Here is a 14,535-nt window from a genome sequence, read left to right as displayed (position 1 = left end):
CCGACAGTACTTCGGCGGGGCGCTCACGGCAGGTCAGGGGGCTCGGGCTCGTCGCTTCTGACCCGGATCCGGCCGCTGACCGCCGCCTCGCCGATCGCCGTCCCGAGGGCCCGGCACCCCGTGAAGGACGAAGGTCCGGGCCCGCCGAGCGCGGCGCGGCGTTCGGCGCAGGTGCGGAGGGATTCGGCGTCCCACTGGATGCTGGTCTGCTCCCAGCTGCTCTTACGTGCCTCCACTCGCGCGCCGCAGGCCCCGCAGGAGACGGCGACCATCGGGGCGTCGTGGAGCCGGTTGTCGGTCCGCGCCGCCATCAGACCGGACGGCTCTCGGCCGCCTCCGCGGCGTCCCGCTTCGCGAGGTTCTCGGCGATCTCGGCCCGCCATGCCTCGTTGGGCCGGGTGGTGTCGATCTCGAACTCGAAGCGGTCCGTCATCTCGGCGCCGACGTCGGCGGCGTCGACGTAGAACTGCTCGTACCAGCGCCGCAGTTGGTAGACGGGGCCGTCCTCCTCGCACAGCAGCGGGTTGTCGACGCGCGCCTTGTTCTTCCAGATCTCGACGTCCTGCTCGAAGCCGATTTTGATGAACTCGCCGAGTTTCCGGGCCACTTCGTCCGCGCCTTCGCCCATGTGCTCGGCCATGTGCTCGGCCATGTGCTCGGCCATGTGCTCGGCCTTGCGCACGATGATGCCGTACTGGAGCACGAACGAGTTCTCGTCGACCGGGTAGTGACAGTTGATCAGCACCGAGTTCACATCGCCGTCGGCGTAGTGGTACGTCAGCTCGTCGATCATGAACGAGGGGCCGTGGTAGGTCGCCAGGGAGGTCTGGCCCAGCATCTGCGGCGCGCCGCTGCCCTCCGCCTGCGGGCGGCGGACGTCCTCGCGGCCGACACCTTCCATGTACTGGGTGGCGGTGTGTGCCTCGAAGATGTTCTTGAAGCGGGTGGGGAACGAGTAGTGCACGTAGAAGAAGTGCGCCATGTCCACCACGTTGTCCACGATCTCCCGGCAGTTGGAGCCGTCGATCGTGATGGAGTACCAGGACCAGTCCGTCCACTCGTCGCTGGTGGCGCCCTCGATGCGGGGGATCGTCACGTCCTCGGGGGGCGGCTTGCCCTCCGGGTCGTTCCAGACGAACAGCAGGCCGTCCTGTTGGAGGGTGGGGTAGGCGGCGGTCCGCGCCCGCATCGGGACGCGACGGGCGTACGGGATCCGGGTGCAGCGCCCGTCGCCGCCCCAGCGCCAGGCGTGGAACGGGCACGCGACGTCGTCGCCCTCCACCGTTCCCCGGGAGAGGTCGCCGCCCATGTGGCGGCAGTACGCGTCGAGGACGTTGAGCCGGCCGTCCGCCGAGGCCCACACGACCAGTTTCCGCCCGAAGGCGCGCACGGTGTGCGGGGCGCCGTCGCGGAAGCCGTCGGCGAGCCCCAGGCAGTGCCAGCCGCGGGCGAACCGGGCCGGAAGCACGTCCGCCTCGATCGCGCGGACCTCGGGGACTTCGGGTGACATGGTCATCTGTGGCCTTCCCTTCGACGGCTCCTGTGACGTCCCGGGGAACGTACGGCGGGCGGCGGCGCGGGCGGCCGGCCGGTCTCACTGAGCGGTACGCGAGGGTGCGCGGCGGCGGCCGAGGCAGTGGGATGAGGCCATGGGAAGGGGGCGGCAGGGCCCCACGGATAGCATGGTGCGGCCGTAGAACGCGCCCACGAACCGGGAGGAGGGACGCCAGTGCCCAGAGTCGCCGAGCACCGCCCCGCGGCGGAGCCGCAGTCCGCCGGGCAGAAGGCGCGGTACGCGCGCATCCTGGAGGTCGCGTCCCGCCTGGGGGCCGAACGGGGCCTCGACCATGTGCAGATGCACGACGTGGCCAAGGAGGCCGGTGTCGCCATCGCCACGCTGTACCGGTACTTCCCCTCCAAGACGCACCTGTTCACCGCGATCATGGCCGACCAGGTCGACCACATGGACGACGAGTCGCCGGAGATCAGCGCCTGCTCGGACCCCGTGGACGCCGTCGCGGAGACCCTGCTGCGGTCGACGCGGCACATGCTGCGCACTCCCCTGCTGGCGAGCGCGATGATGCAGAGCAACTACGCCGCGCACACCGCCACGATCAGCGAGGCCGCCGGGATCGAGGCCAAGGTGCACCGCACGGTGCTGCGGCTGCTCGGCCTCACGGACCCCACGGACCGCGACAACCGGCTGATCCGGCTGCTGATGAAGAGCTGGCACGGCGTGCTCGTCGCCGCGATCCACGGCCACACACCCCAGGCCGACGCCGAGGTCGAGATCCGGCTCGCGTGCGAGGTGCTGCTCGCCGCCCGTTCGAACGCCCCCGGGCACTGAGCCCCGGGGCGCCTCCCGCTTCCCGGTCAACGGGACGGCCCCCGCCCGCCCTCGGCCCGGCTGATTGCATCGGCCGGGACGACAACGGACGGGAGCACTCATGGACATCGGCAACCCACTGGATTTCACGGGGCGGGTCGTGGTCGTGACGGGCGGGACGAAGGGCATCGGCCACGTCACCGCCGAGACGTTCCTCGCGGCCGGGGCACACGTCGTGGTGTGCGGGCGGAGCGAGCCGGACGCCCCGCCGTCGGCGCACGGCCGGCGAGCCGTGTTCGAGGCGGCCGACGTCCGTGACCCGGAGGCCGCGGGCCGTCTCGTGGACGCGGCGGTCGACCGGTTCGGGCGCCTCGACGTCCTGGTCAACAACGCGGGCGGGTCCCCCGACGCCGACGCGGCGACCGTCTCGCCGCGTTTCGTCGAGAAGATCGTCGCGTTGAACCTGCTCGCGCCGTTCTACACCGCGCAGGCGGCGCACCGGGTGATGCGGGCCCAGGACGACGGCGGCTCGATCATCAACATCGGGAGCGTCTCCGGCCACGACCCCCAGCCGGGCACCGCCGCCTACTCGGCGGCGAAGGCCGGACTGCTCGGCCTCACCCGCGCCCTGGCCCTGGAGTGGGCGCCGAAGGTGCGCGTCAACCACATCACCACCGGCCTGATCCGCACCGAGAGCGCCGCCTCCGTGTACGGGGAGGACGGCGGCGCCGCGGTCGCGGGCGTGATCCCGATGGGGCGGATGGCCGTCCCCGGGGACGTCGCCCGGACCTGTCTGTACTTGGCCGGGGGCCTGGCCCGCTACGTCAACGGGGCCGATGTCGCGGTGCACGGCGGCGGCGAGCTGCCCGCACGCTACTTCGCGGCGAAGGCCTCCGGCGCGGGGTGACCACGTGACCGGCCGTCCGGGGGGGGGCGAGGCGCCCCGGGCGGCCGGCTCACGGCTCACGGCGCACGGCTCACGGCTCACGGCTCACGGCTCACGGCTCACGGCTCAGACCAGGTTGTCCTCGACCGTCAGGCCCAGCGCGTCGCGGCCGTACATGGCCAGGGTCCGTTCCACGTCGTTGGCGACGTGCACGCTGCCCGCGTGCGCGTCGCGCCAGACACGTTCGATCGGGTTGCCGCGCCGCAGCGAGTGGCCGCCCGCCGTCTTGAACAGCAGGTCGATCGCGGCGACGGCGCGCTCGGTGCCACGTACCTGGTCCCGGCGCGTCCGCAGGCGCAGTTCCGTCGGGATGTCCCGGCCCGCACCCGCACAGGCCGCCAACTCCCCTATGTTGCGGTCCATTTGGAGGATGGTCGCGTCGATCTCGGACGCCGCCCGCGCGATCGCCACCTGGGTGTGCGGGTCCTCGGCGAACCGGCCGCCGCCCAGGCTGAGCCGGGTGCGTTCCTTCATGCGGCCGACGTAGTCCTCATAGCCGCCCGCGACCGCTCCGACGATGGGCGCGGTGACGGCGCTGGTGAAGACGGCCGCGAACGGCAGCCGGTACAGCGGGCCCGGGTTGGCCTTCTGGCCGGGCCCCTTCAGCTGGGCCTGCTCGTAGTTGCGGATCAGCCGGTGCCGAGGGACGTGGGCCCGGTCGACGACGATGTCGTCGCTCGCGGTGCCGCGCAGCCCCACGACGTCCCACGCCTCCTCGATGCGGTAGTCGGCCCTGGGAACGAGCACCGTCAGGAAGTCGACGGGCCGCCCCTGGTCGCCGACGACGAGCGCGCCGAGCAGCGCCCAGCGGGCGTAACCGCAGCCGGAGGAGAAGCTCCACCGGCCGGTGAGGAGGTAGCCGTCGTCGACGGGGGTGAGCCGGCCCACGGGAGCGTACGCGGACGAGACGAGCGTGTCCGGGTCCTCGCCCCACACCTCCGCCTGCGCCTCGGCGGCGAACAGCCCCAACTGCCAGGGGTGCACGCCCAGTACGGAGGTGAGCCAGCCGGTGGAGCAGCAGGCCGCCGAGACGGCCCGGACCACCTGGTAGAAGTCGAGCGGGTCGGCCTCCTGCCCGCCGAAGGGACGGGGCTGCAACATCCGGAAGACGCCCGCGTCGGTCAACTCGCGCAGGGTCTCCTTCGGGACGCGCCCCTTCTCGTCGGTGACCCGGGCCCGGCCGGCGATGTCCGGCAGCAGCGCGCGCACCGCCTCAAGAACCGTGTTCCCCATCGTGTCGTCTCGTCCCCTTCAGGTGTCCTGCTGGACGTCCAGGTCTGTCAGGTCGGTCTTGCGGATCTTGCCTGCCGCGTTGCGCGGGAAGGTGTCGAGGACGACGACCTCGCGGGGCACCTTGAAGTTCGCCAGGTGCGCGCGGCAGAAGCCGGCCAGTTCCGCCGGGGTGGTCTCGGCGGCGGTGCGGAGGGTGACGTACGCGCGTCCCACCTCGCCGAGCCGCTCGTCGGGGACGCCGACGACGGCCGCCTCGGCGACGGCTTCGTGCCGGCTGAGGAGTTGCTCGACCTCCGCCGGATAGACGTTGAACCCGCCGACGACGTACATCTCCTTCGAGCGTCCGGTGAGGGTGAGGCGTCCGTCCTCGTCGAGGTGTCCTACGTCGCCGGTGGCGAGCCAGCCCTCGTCGTCGACGGCTTCGGCGGTGGCCTCGGGGTCGTCGAGGTAGCCGAGCATCACGTTGTAGCCGCGGACCAGTACCTCGCCGTCCTGCCCTGCGGGCAGCGGTCGGCGGGCGGCGTCGACCACCCGCACCCGCACGCCGTCGATGGGGCGTCCGGAGGTGCGGGCGATCGTCTCGTCGCTGTCGTCGGCGCGGCAGACGGTGACCGTGCCGCAGGACTCGGTGAGGCCGTAGGCGGTGACCACGACCGGGAAGAGTTCTGCCCGTACGCGGGTGACCAGGGCGACCGGCACGGTGGCGGCGCCGGTGACGGCCAGGCGCAGGGAGGACAGGTCGTGGCGGTCGCGGCCGGGCGCGTCCAGGAGTGTGGTGAAGATGGTGGGCGGGCCGGGCAGGACGGTGATCGATTCGTCCTCGACGATCCGCAGGGTCTCGGCCGCGTCGAAGACCTGTTGCAGCACCATGGTCGCGCCGCGCAGCAGGCAGGCCAGGACGCCCGCCTTGTAGCCGAAGCAGTGGAACATCGGGCTGATGATCAAATACCGGTCGCCGCGGGCGAGTCCGGTCCGCTTCGACCAGGCCAGGTAGGTGCGGACGTTCTGCCGGTGCGTGGTCATCACGCCCTTGGGGCGTCCGGTGGTGCCGGAGGTGAACAGCACGTCCGACACGTCGTCCTCCCGTACGCCCGCCGCTCTGGCGGTGGCGTCGGCGGCGGGCACGGTGGCGCCGAGGCGCAGGAAGGCCGGCCAGGGGGTGGCGGAGGAGGTGTTCCCGCCGTCCGCGTCGGCCAGGTCCACCACGTGGGCCAGCTCCGGGAGCCCTGGCACGGGCCCCCGCTCCCCCACCACCACGGCATCGAGCATCCCCACGTAGTCGTTCCCGAGGAACCCGTTCTCGACGAGCAGCAGCCGGGCCCGGCTCCGCTCCAGCACCCAGCGGGCCTCGTCGCCCTTGTACCGGGTGTTCACCGGGACGAGGACGGCGCCCGCGCCCAGCACGCCGAGCGCGGCCGTGATCCAGCGGGCACTGTTGGGCGCCCACAGCGCGACGCGTTCGCCGCGCCTGACCCCCAGGGCGAGGAGGGATCTGGTGACCGCGAGGGCGTCCGCGTGCAGTTGACGGTTGGTCAGCCGTACGTCGCCGTCGACGAGCGCCTCCGCGTCCGGGAAGGCATCCGCGGCGCGAGCGAGGACGGCGGGGACGGTGGCGGAGTGGTCGAGCGGCACGCCCGTCACTCCTTCGGCAGCAGGCGCTGGGACGCCTCGTGGGCGCCGCGCACGAGTCCCGCGCGGTCACGGACCACGGAGCGCCGCTCGGCCGTGGTGAGGTTTCCGCCGGCCACCCACAGGGGCCCGTCCGCGAGGTGTTCCAGTCCTTCGCGGGCCACGTCGTCCGGGTCGGCGACGTCGAGGCCCGGGAGGTCCATGCGCAGGCCCGCCCGTTCCATCGCGGGGGTGCGGGTGACTCCGAGGACGAGTTCGAGGACGTGCACGCCGTGCGGCGCGAGCTCCAGCCACAGGCCCTCGGCGAAGACCCGGCTGAACGCCTTCACGGCGGAGTACACGCTCAGCCGCGCCTGCCCCATGTAGCCCGCGAGGGAGCCGACGAGCAGGATGCCGCCGCGGCCACGCTCCTTCATCCGCGCACCGAAGTGGTGGGTGAGGGCGAGCTGGGAGGTGATGTTCAGGTCGATCACGCCCTGGACGCGGTCGAGTTCACCGCCGACGAACTCGTGGCCGTAGGTATTGGCCCCCGCGTTGAAGACGAGGAGGCCGACATCGAGGCCGTCGGTGACGGCGCGGATCGCCTTTGGTGCCCCGGGGTCGAGCAGGTCCAGCGGGAGGGTGTGTACGTCGACTCCCTTGGCGCGGACCTCAGTGGCGGTCCGCTCCAGGGGGCCTGGTTTGCGGGCGATGAGCACCAGGTTGATCCCGGCGTCGGCGAGTTGGTGGGCGAAGGAGGCGCCCACTCCCTCGGAGCCGCCGGCGACGACGGCCCACGGGCCGTACGCGTCCTTGTCGATCACCGGTCGGCTCCCTGCTGCGTACCGGTGGTGTCGAGCGCGGCGACGCTGTACGCGGCGAAGGTGCGGTGGGGGTCGCGGCCGGAGAAGTACGGGGACAGACCGGCCTCCAACTCCTCCGGTGTGAAGGTGCCGTTGGGGGCGGTGAACTTCTTCTCGACGGTGGGCGGCGCCAGCAGCGCGACCATGTCTCCGTAGACGACGAAGACCTGTCCGTTGATGTCATCGGCTGCCGGGGAGCCCAGATAGCCGACGAACGTCGCGACCCGCTCCGGCGCCATGATGTCGAGGCCGCCCTCGGGCGTGGCGCCCGTGCCGAACGCGTCGGCGGTCATGGCGGTGCGGGCGCGCGGGCAGATGGCGTTGGCGCGGACGCCGTAGCGCGCGAGGCCCTGCGCGGTGGCGAGGGTGAGTGCGGTGATGCCGGCCTTGGCGGCGGAGTAGTTGGGCTGGCCGGGGGCGCCGAACAGGAAGGCCTCGGACGAGGTGTTGACGACCCGCCCGTAGACCGGCCCTCCGGCCGCCTTGCTCGCCGACCGCCAGTGCGCGGCGGCGGCACGGATGACGGCGGCGTGGCCCTTGAGGTGCGTGCGGATGACGTCGTCCCAGTCGGACTCGGTCAGGTTGAACACCATCTTGTCGCGCAGGATGCCCGCGTTGTTGACGACGATGTCCAGGCTGCCGAAGGTCTCCAGGGCGGCGAGGACCAGGCGGTCACCCATGGACCAGTCGCCGATGTCGCCGGTGACGGCGACCGCGTCGCGGCCGAGTGCCTTGATCTCGGCGACGACGTCATCGGCGGCCGGACCCATGTCGTTGACGACGACGTTGGCGCCCTGCGCCGCGAGCGCCAGCGCCTCACCGCGCCCCAGGCCGGCCCCGGCCCCCGTGACGACGGCGGTACGCCCTTCCAGGCTGGTCCTCGTGCTCATGGTGCCTCTTCCGTTCTCGTGTGCTGCTTGGCGGGTACGGCGCTGAAAACTAGTACGAATTCTGGTTCCGCCTCGGCGGCTGTCCCGCTCAGTGGTCGCGACGCGCGCCTAGACGAACCGGACCGACACATCACCCAGCCCCTCGAACTCCGCCCGGAATTCGTCCCCCGGCCGGGCGTCGACGGCGGCCGTGCACGAGCCGGGCAGGATCACGTGCCCCGCCTCGAGCCGCACCCCGAACGCGGCGACCTTCCGCGCCAGCCACGCGACGGCCACGGTGGGATCGCCCAGGACCGCGCTCGTACGACCGCGCGCGATCTCCTCGCCGCCCCGGAACAGCACGGCGCCGATGTCGGCGAGGTCGAGATCGCCCGGGGCGACCCGCCGCTCCCCCAGGACGACACCGGCCGATGAGGCGTTGTCGGCGATGGTGTCGGTGAGGCCGATCCGCCAGTCGGCGATCCGGCTGTCGATGAGTTCGAGGGAGGCGACGACGTACTCCGTCGCGGCGAGGACGTCCTTCTCGGTGCAGTCCTCGCCGGGCAGGCTCTCTCCGAGTACGTAGCCGATCTCCACCTCGATGCGCGGGGCGCAGTAGCGGCCGGCCTCGACCGGGGTGTCCTCGGGCAGCACCATGTCCGAGAGCAAGTGGCCGTAGTCGGGTTCGTCGACGCCCATCATCCGCTGCATGACCTCGGAGGAGAGGCCGACCTTGTGGCCGCGCACGCGCACCCCCGGGCTTTCGAGTCGCCTGCGGATGTTGCTCAGTTGGATCTCGTACGCGTCGACGACGTCGATGCCGGGGAACGCCGGGGTGAGCGGGTCGACGGGGGCGCGGTCGCGCTCCGCCCGCCACAACAGGTCGGCGGCGGCGGTGCGTTGGGGCGCGTCAAGCATCGGAGCTCTCCTCGTACGGTGACTGCTGTCGGGTGGCGGAGGCGGTAAAGGTGGTTGGCGCGGTGGCGAAACGGGTGCGGACGCCGGTGAGGACCGGGTGCCCGTGCGCCGATGCCTCGATCCGAAGCCTGCCGGGCCCGTCGTCCCAGGCCTCGGCGGTGAGCCGGTCGCCGGGGAAGACGGGGGCGCTGAAGCGTGCTTCGAGGTCCGTGAGGTCGGCCGGGTGGGCGCCCAGGGTCCCGGCGGCGGGCAGGGTGAGGGCGGCGAGGGTGCACAGGCCGTGCAGGAAGGGCCGGGGCATGCCCGCCGCGCGGGCCGCGTCCGGGTCGATGTGCATGTGGTGCCGGTCGCCCAACAGCCGGTATTGGGCGGCCTGTTCGCGATGCGTGGCCAGGGTCAGCCGGCGGTCGGCCGGTGCCTCGGGGCGGCGCGGGGAGCCGGGTCCTCGCTCGCCGCCGAAACCGCCACCACCGGGGGCGAACAGGGACCACGTCGCCAGGAAGTGTTCGCTGTGCACCTCTACGTCGAAGACGGCGGCGCCGCCCTTGTCCCACACCTCGGCGACGTGGGCCGTCATCGTCAACTCCCCCGCCCGTGGCAGTGGTTGGCGCACGGTGAGGCGCTGGGCGCCGTGCACGGCGGTCGTGGTGTCGAAGGCGCCGAGCACGCCGAGGGCGTCGGGGGCCCACTGGGCCAGGGTGAGGGCGAAGGTCGGCAGAACCCTGAGGCGTTCCTCGAAGACGAGGTCGAGTTCGTCGGCGCGCGCTCCGACGGCGAGGGCGTAGAGGATCGCGTCGCGCTCGGTGTACGCGACGGTGCGGGTACCCAGCTCGTGACCGCGCCACGGAGAGGCGGTCATCGGGCCGCTCCCAGGACCAGGCCGCTGGTCGGGACGCCGGTTCCGGCGGTGACCAGGACGTGTGCGACGTCCTCGGGCTGGTTCGCGGAGCTGCCGCGGACGAGGCGGACGGCCTCGGCGATGCCGTTCATGCCGTGCAGATAGGCCTCGCCGAGCTGCCCGCCGTGCGTGTTCGCGGGCAGCCTGCCGCCGAGTTCGAGGTGCCCGTCGGCGATGAAGTCCTTCGCCTCCCCGACCCCGCAGAAGCCCAGCTCCTCCAGTTGCGGCAGCACCAGCGGGGTGAAGTGGTCGTAGAGGATCGCGGCGTCGATGTCGTCGGGCCGGAGGCCGGACTGTGCGTACAGCTGCCGCCCGACGAGTCCCATCTCCGGGATGCCGCTGATGTGTTCGCGGTAGTAGCTGGTCATCATGTGCTGGTCGGCGCCCGAGCCCTGGGCGGCGCCGAGGATGAGCGCGGGCGGGTGCGGCAGGTCGCGGGCGCGGTCGGCGGAGACGATCACGAGTGCCTGGCCGCCGTCGGTCTCCTGGCAGCAGTCGAGGAGGCGCAGTGGTTCGGCGATCCAGCGGGACGCCTGGTGGTCGGCGAGGGTGATGGGCCTGCCGTGGAACCAGGCCGCCGGATTGGTCGCCGCGTGCCTCCGGTCCACGACCGCGACGCGGCCGAAGTCCTCGCTGGTGGCGCCGTATTCGTGCATATAGCGGCGCGCGAACATGGCCACCCACTGGGCGGGGGTGTTCAGCCCGAAGGGTGTCATCCACGAGTACGCGGCCCGGTCCGCGCCGGTGTCCATGGCCCGGTCGGCCTGGCCGAGTCCGTAGCGTTCGCCGGAGCGTTCGTTGAAGGCGCGGTAGCAGACGACGACCTCGGCGGCGCCGGAGGCGACGGCCATGGCGGCCTGCTGCACGGTCGCGCAGCCTGCCCCGCCGCCGTATCCGACGCGGGAGAAGAAGGTCAGCTCGCCCATGCCCGTGTTGCGGGCCACGTGGATCTCGCCGCTGGTGTCTGCCGTGAAGCTGACGAGGCCGTCCACGTCGGCGGGGGTGAGGCCCGCGTCGGCGAGGGCCAAGAGAACGGCCTCGCAGGCGAGTTGGAGCTCGCTGCGGCCGGAGCTCTTGGAGAACTCGGTGGCGCCGATGCCGACGACGGCGGCGCCGCCCGTCAGCGCGGTTGCCGTGGTCATCGCGCGCCCGCCTCCTTCGGCAGACGTACCGTGACCGAGCCGGTGACGTGTGCTCCGAGGCTGTTGGTGCCGCGCACGGCGATCTCCACGACCTCGCTCCCCTCGCTCTTGGCGGTGACCGTGCCCGTGAGCACCATGGTGTCTCCGGGGTGGTTGGGGGCGCCCAGGCGGATACGGATGGAGCGGACGGCCGCGGCCGGTCCCGCCCATCCGGTGACGTACCGGTCGACCAGGCCGTTGCTGGTCAGGATGTTCATGAAGACGTCCTTCGAGCCGCGGGCGCGGGCCAGTTCGGGATCGTGGTGCACGTCCTGGTAGTCGCGGCTCGCCAGCGCCGTGGCCACGATCAGGGTCCGGGTCACCGGGATCTCCAGCGGCGGCAGCTCCTCGCCGACCGCCACCTCGTCGTACGTACGGGTCATCGGCGTACTCGGCGTACGCGACGTACTCGGCGTACCCGGCTCACTCGTCGTACTCACGAGGCCACCGCCGTGTCGGCCTCCGCCAGGAGATCCCCGAGCCGGGAGAGGTCGGCCGCGGCCCCGCCGAGCGTGGTCGCGATCTGTTTGCCCCACAGGAAGTGCCGGTGCACGGGGTAGTCGGTGTCGACGCCGATGCCACCGTGGACGTGCTGGACGCGGTGGACGACGTTCAGACCGCCTTCCCCCGCCCACCACTTGGCGACCAGCACCGCCCGCTCGGTGTCCTGCCCGTCCTCCAGCGCGGTCACCGCCTGCCACAGCGTCACCCGCATCGCGTCGATCTCGATGACGCAGTCCGCGAGTTGGTGCTGCACCGCCTGGAAGGTGGCGAGCGGACGCCCGAACTGCTCCCGAGCCCCGAGGTGTTCGGCCGCGTACGCCAACGCCCCCTGTGTCACGCCCAGTTGAACGGCCGCCAGCGCCGTACGGGCCCGGCCGACCGTCCACTCCAGCACACCGGCGCCGGGCGCACCGACCGCCTCGGCGGGGGTGCCGTCCAGGTCGAGATGGGCGCTCAGGTCGTACGTGGTGGTCTCGGCCGGTGTCCACGTCGCGCCGGGCGCGTCACGTCGTACGAGGAAGAGACCGGCCCCCGAGCCCGTGGTGGCGGCGACCAGCACATGCTCTGCGCCGGCCGCCGACGGGACGACCGCCTTGGTTCCGGTGAGCCGCCAGCCGGTCCCGTCCGGGGCGGCCGTGGTCAGCGGCGTACGAGCGTCGGCGGGCGCGAACTCCTCCAGGGCGAGCGTGATTCTGCTCGTACCGTCGACGGCGCCCGGCAGCAGCGCGGCCCGCTGCCCGGCCGAGCCGAACCCGGCCACCGCCAGCGCGGCGAGCACGGCCGGCCAGAGCGGCACGGGTGCCACGCGGCGCCCCTGTTCCTCCAGCAGGACGCAGAGCCCGGCGAGGCCCAGTCCCGCGCCACCCTCCTCCTCGGGGAGCGGCGCGGCGAGCAGTCCGGCCGCGCCCAGGTCCGCCCAGAGGGTGTCGTCGACGCGGGTCGTGGATGTCTCGGCGGCGCGCAGCCGTTCGGGGGTGGCGTGGTCCGTGAAGATCTCGCGGGCCAGCTTGCGCAGCTCGTCGAGGTCTTCTCCCAGCGTGAAGTCCATCAGCGGTCCTCCGTGGCTTCGGGCCGGAACACCGGCAGGGTCAGGTCGGGGTCGGCGTCGAGCCAGTCGAGGACGACGGGCATGTCGACGGTCACGTCCTCGGGGGCGACGCCGGTGAGGTTGGCGATCAGCCGGGTGCCTTCGGCGAGTTCGAGGACCGCGACGACCAGCGGGTAGTCGAACGCCGGGTGCCGTGGGTGGTGGTTGACCGTGAAGGTGTGAACCCGGGCGCGACCCGAGGCCCGTACGGTGTCCCACTCCAGGGAGCCGCAGTGCGGGCAGCAGGGTCCTGGCGGGTGGCGCAGGGTCTCGCAGGAGGCGCAGCGCTGGATGAGCAGCCGGTGTTCCTTGGTCGCTTCGAACCAGAAGGCGTTGTCCCGGTTGAGGGCGGGTCGGGGGCGAATCGGCCGTTCCTGTACGGGAGTTGGGGTCCCCGGACGGAAGCGCAGGGTGCGCCAGCGCTGCGTCGCGACAATCCCGCCGTCCTGGTCGCGGTAGGTCTTCAGGGTCGTGACGAAGCGTCCGGCGCCGAGCCCTGTCCGCTTCTCCGCCGAGATCGACTCCACGACTTCCTGTACGGAGATGTGGTCGCCTGGCCCGAGTTCGCGGGCGAAGTCCAGCTCCGAGTCGGTCGCCACCACGGACGTGTAGCCACCTTCGTCGAGGAGTGCGACGAGTTCGTCGAAGGCGCGGCGGCCGGGCTGCGGGGAGACAGTGGCGACGGTGGCGGCGTATCCGCGCATCGTCCACGCCTGCACCATCGACGCGGGCGCGACGATGTCCGGGCGTCCGGTGGCTCGGGCCGCGGAGGCGTCGGTGTAGACGGGGTTGGTGTCACCCATGGCCTCGGCCCAGTGCCGGATCATCGGCTGGTTGACCGGGTCCTGGCCGGGGGTGAGGGGGCTCAACTCGCGCCCGACGAAGCCCTGGAGCCGCCTCTCGTAACCTTCCTCGTCACTGTTCTCGCTCACTGTCCACGCCCCTTGCGGGGAAGGCCGAGCCCCTGGACGGCGACCATGTCTCGCAGCACTTCGTTGACGCCGCCGCCGAAGGTGTTGACGATGCCCTGCCGGGAGAGCTGTTCGACCTGCCCGGCGAGGGCCGCGCCGGGCGATTCGGGCCGGATGCGGCCCGCCGCGCCGAGGATCTGGCTCAGGGTGCGCTGTACGTCGATGTGGGTCTCGGTGCCGTACGTCTTGGCGGCGCCCGCGTCCGCGCCGGTGAGCCGGTCGTGGGCGACGGCGTCGGTCATCTTCCAGTTCATCAGCCGCATCGCCTCCAGGCGGGCGTGGGTTCGGGCGAACTCGCGGCGCACCCAAGGGAGTTGGAGGGTTCCGTTGTCCCGCGCCCACTCCAGGACCCGCTCCCACAGGTCGATCATGCGTCCGCCGAGTGCGGCGAGGCCGATGCGTTCGTGGTTGAGCTGGGCCGTCATCAGGCGCCAGCCGCCGTTGACCTCGCCGACCACGTCGGTGGCGGGCACCCGGACGCCGTCGTAGTAGGTGGCGGTGACGACCATGCCGCCGACGGTGCGGATGGGGCTCCAGGAGAAGCCCTCGGCGTCGGTGGGCACGATCAGGATGGAGATGCCTCGGTGCTTCGCCGCGCCGGGGTCGGTCCGCGCGGCGAGCCACACATGGTCGGCCGTATTGGCGCCGCTCGTGAAGATCTTGCCGCCGTCGACGGTGAAGTGGTCGCCTTCGCGCACCGCGCGGGTGCTCAGCGACGCCAGGTCGGTGCCCGCGCCGGGCTCGGTGTAGCCGATCGCGAAGACGGTGTCGCCGGAGAGGATGCCGGGCAGGTACCGCTTCTTCTGCTCCTCGGTGCCGTACGCCATGAGGGTCGGCCCGACCGTGTTGACGGTGACGAACGGGAAGGGCAGACCGGCGCGTTGGACCTCGTCGAAGAACACGTACTGGTCCTCGAACGAGCGGCCCTGGCCGCCGTACTCCTTCGGCCAGCCGATGCCGAGCCAGCCGTCGGCGCCGAGCCGGCCGACGATCTCGCGGAACCGGGAGCCGCCCACGCCCTCCTCTCCGGCGCGGCGCCGTTCGTCCTCGGGCAGCAGGCCCGCGAAGTACGCCCGCAGCTCGCGGCGCAGTTCGTGCTGCGCGGCGCTCTCGCGCAGTTGCATGTGGTTT

At 72.2% G+C, this 14,535-nt stretch carries 15 protein-coding genes; 2 read left to right on the top strand and 13 right to left on the bottom strand.

Annotated elements, in window-relative coordinates:
- Nucleotides 1-23 precede the first annotated feature (23 nt).
- Entirely contained in the window at nucleotides 24-311 is a 288-nt protein-coding gene (locus tag RBJ65_RS21305) for a ferredoxin (RefSeq protein ID WP_306316902.1), read from the bottom strand.
- Nucleotides 311-1,516, bottom strand: a complete 1,206-nt coding sequence (locus RBJ65_RS21300; RefSeq protein ID WP_372341186.1) for a Rieske 2Fe-2S domain-containing protein — start codon at nucleotides 1,514-1,516, stop codon at nucleotides 311-313. Before RBJ65_RS21300 ends, RBJ65_RS21305 begins: the two co-directional genes overlap by 1 nt.
- A 213-nt stretch (nucleotides 1,517-1,729) precedes the next feature.
- On the opposite strand from RBJ65_RS21300, the gene RBJ65_RS21295 reads away from it, so the two are divergent.
- Both RBJ65_RS21295 and RBJ65_RS21290 read left to right on the top strand, forming a co-directional pair.
- Nucleotides 1,730-2,347 carry a TetR family transcriptional regulator gene (locus RBJ65_RS21295; RefSeq protein ID WP_306316903.1) on the top strand — a complete coding sequence of 206 codons (618 nt, stop codon included), beginning with the start codon at nucleotides 1,730-1,732 and terminating at the stop codon, nucleotides 2,345-2,347.
- A 100-nt stretch (nucleotides 2,348-2,447) separates the two neighbouring features.
- On the top strand, nucleotides 2,448-3,233 hold the full coding sequence (locus tag RBJ65_RS21290) for an SDR family oxidoreductase (RefSeq protein WP_306316904.1): 786 nt from the start codon (nucleotides 2,448-2,450) through the stop codon (nucleotides 3,231-3,233).
- Nucleotides 3,234-3,338: 105 nt separating this feature from the next.
- Here the strand turns inward: RBJ65_RS21290 and hsaA are convergent, their stop codons facing one another.
- The 11 genes from hsaA to RBJ65_RS21235 all read right to left on the bottom strand — a co-directional run bounded on the left by hsaA (nucleotide 3,339) and on the right by RBJ65_RS21235 (nucleotide 14,528).
- The gene (gene hsaA / locus RBJ65_RS21285; RefSeq protein ID WP_306316905.1) at nucleotides 3,339-4,505 is read right to left on the bottom strand and encodes a 3-hydroxy-9,10-secoandrosta-1,3,5(10)-triene-9,17-dione monooxygenase oxygenase subunit; all 1,167 of its coding nucleotides are present in this window, start codon (nucleotides 4,503-4,505) and stop codon (nucleotides 3,339-3,341) included.
- A gap of 18 nt (nucleotides 4,506-4,523) precedes the next feature.
- Nucleotides 4,524-6,137, bottom strand: a complete 1,614-nt coding sequence (locus RBJ65_RS21280) for a FadD3 family acyl-CoA ligase (RefSeq protein ID WP_306316906.1) — start codon at nucleotides 6,135-6,137, stop codon at nucleotides 4,524-4,526.
- 5 nt (nucleotides 6,138-6,142) lie between these two features.
- Complete coding sequence (locus RBJ65_RS21275; RefSeq protein ID WP_306316907.1) at nucleotides 6,143-6,937, bottom strand: SDR family oxidoreductase; 795 nt, start codon at nucleotides 6,935-6,937, stop codon at nucleotides 6,143-6,145.
- A complete protein-coding gene (locus RBJ65_RS21270; RefSeq protein WP_306316908.1) occupies nucleotides 6,934-7,866 on the bottom strand; it encodes a 3-oxoacyl-ACP reductase in 933 nt (310 codons plus the stop codon). Before RBJ65_RS21270 ends, RBJ65_RS21275 begins: the two co-directional genes overlap by 4 nt.
- 108 nt (nucleotides 7,867-7,974) lie before the next feature.
- The gene (locus RBJ65_RS21265) at nucleotides 7,975-8,763 is read right to left on the bottom strand and encodes a 2-keto-4-pentenoate hydratase (RefSeq protein WP_306316909.1); all 789 of its coding nucleotides are present in this window, start codon (nucleotides 8,761-8,763) and stop codon (nucleotides 7,975-7,977) included.
- A complete protein-coding gene (locus RBJ65_RS21260) occupies nucleotides 8,756-9,622 on the bottom strand; it encodes a MaoC/PaaZ C-terminal domain-containing protein (protein WP_306316910.1) in 867 nt (288 codons plus the stop codon). Before RBJ65_RS21260 ends, RBJ65_RS21265 begins: the two co-directional genes overlap by 8 nt.
- Complete coding sequence (locus RBJ65_RS21255; RefSeq protein ID WP_306316911.1) at nucleotides 9,619-10,803, bottom strand: lipid-transfer protein; 1,185 nt, start codon at nucleotides 10,801-10,803, stop codon at nucleotides 9,619-9,621. Before RBJ65_RS21255 ends, RBJ65_RS21260 begins: the two co-directional genes overlap by 4 nt.
- On the bottom strand, nucleotides 10,800-11,225 hold the full coding sequence (locus tag RBJ65_RS21250; protein ID WP_306317154.1) for a MaoC family dehydratase: 426 nt from the start codon (nucleotides 11,223-11,225) through the stop codon (nucleotides 10,800-10,802). The genes RBJ65_RS21255 and RBJ65_RS21250 overlap by 4 nt, the downstream gene beginning before the upstream one ends.
- 53 nt (nucleotides 11,226-11,278) lie before the next feature.
- Nucleotides 11,279-12,394, bottom strand: a complete 1,116-nt coding sequence (locus tag RBJ65_RS21245) for an acyl-CoA dehydrogenase family protein (protein ID WP_306316912.1) — start codon at nucleotides 12,392-12,394, stop codon at nucleotides 11,279-11,281.
- On the bottom strand, nucleotides 12,394-13,365 hold the full coding sequence (locus tag RBJ65_RS21240) for a bifunctional MaoC family dehydratase N-terminal/OB-fold nucleic acid binding domain-containing protein (protein ID WP_306316913.1): 972 nt from the start codon (nucleotides 13,363-13,365) through the stop codon (nucleotides 12,394-12,396). Before RBJ65_RS21240 ends, RBJ65_RS21245 begins: the two co-directional genes overlap by 1 nt.
- Entirely contained in the window at nucleotides 13,362-14,528 is a 1,167-nt protein-coding gene (locus RBJ65_RS21235; RefSeq protein WP_306316914.1) for an acyl-CoA dehydrogenase family protein, read from the bottom strand. Before RBJ65_RS21235 ends, RBJ65_RS21240 begins: the two co-directional genes overlap by 4 nt.
- Nucleotides 14,529-14,535 lie beyond the last annotated feature (7 nt).

It is taken from the genome of Streptomyces sp. KL109B, from assembly GCF_030766935.1.
In the GTDB taxonomy this organism is placed as follows: Bacteria; Actinomycetota; Actinomycetes; order Streptomycetales; family Streptomycetaceae; genus Streptomyces.
This window is presented reverse-complemented; position numbering and strand designations above follow the sequence as displayed.

What these genes read in the sequence shown, in the direction of transcription:
- RBJ65_RS21255 (WP_306316911.1), bottom strand. Translation starts at nt 10,803, where the DNA reads ATGACCACGGCAACCGCGCTGACGGGCGGCGCCGCCGTCGTCGGCATC.
- RBJ65_RS21245 (WP_306316912.1), bottom strand. Translation starts at nt 12,394, where the DNA reads ATGGACTTCACGCTGGGAGAAGACCTCGACGAGCTGCGCAAGCTGGCC.
- hsaA (WP_306316905.1), bottom strand. Translation starts at nt 4,505, where the DNA reads ATGGGGAACACGGTTCTTGAGGCGGTGCGCGCGCTGCTGCCGGACATC.
- RBJ65_RS21300 (WP_372341186.1), bottom strand. Translation starts at nt 1,516, where the DNA reads ATGACCATGTCACCCGAAGTCCCCGAGGTCCGCGCGATCGAGGCGGAC.
- RBJ65_RS21260 (WP_306316910.1), bottom strand. Translation starts at nt 9,622, where the DNA reads ATGACCGCCTCTCCGTGGCGCGGTCACGAGCTGGGTACCCGCACCGTC.
- RBJ65_RS21305 (WP_306316902.1), bottom strand. Translation starts at nt 311, where the DNA reads ATGGCGGCGCGGACCGACAACCGGCTCCACGACGCCCCGATGGTCGCC.
- RBJ65_RS21265 (WP_306316909.1), bottom strand. Translation starts at nt 8,763, where the DNA reads ATGCTTGACGCGCCCCAACGCACCGCCGCCGCCGACCTGTTGTGGCGG.
- RBJ65_RS21235 (WP_306316914.1), bottom strand. Translation starts at nt 14,528, where the DNA reads ATGCAACTGCGCGAGAGCGCCGCGCAGCACGAACTGCGCCGCGAGCTG.
- RBJ65_RS21250 (WP_306317154.1), bottom strand. Translation starts at nt 11,225, where the DNA reads ATGACCCGTACGTACGACGAGGTGGCGGTCGGCGAGGAGCTGCCGCCG.
- RBJ65_RS21270 (WP_306316908.1), bottom strand. Translation starts at nt 7,866, where the DNA reads ATGAGCACGAGGACCAGCCTGGAAGGGCGTACCGCCGTCGTCACGGGG.
- RBJ65_RS21290 (WP_306316904.1), top strand. Translation starts at nt 2,448, where the DNA reads ATGGACATCGGCAACCCACTGGATTTCACGGGGCGGGTCGTGGTCGTG.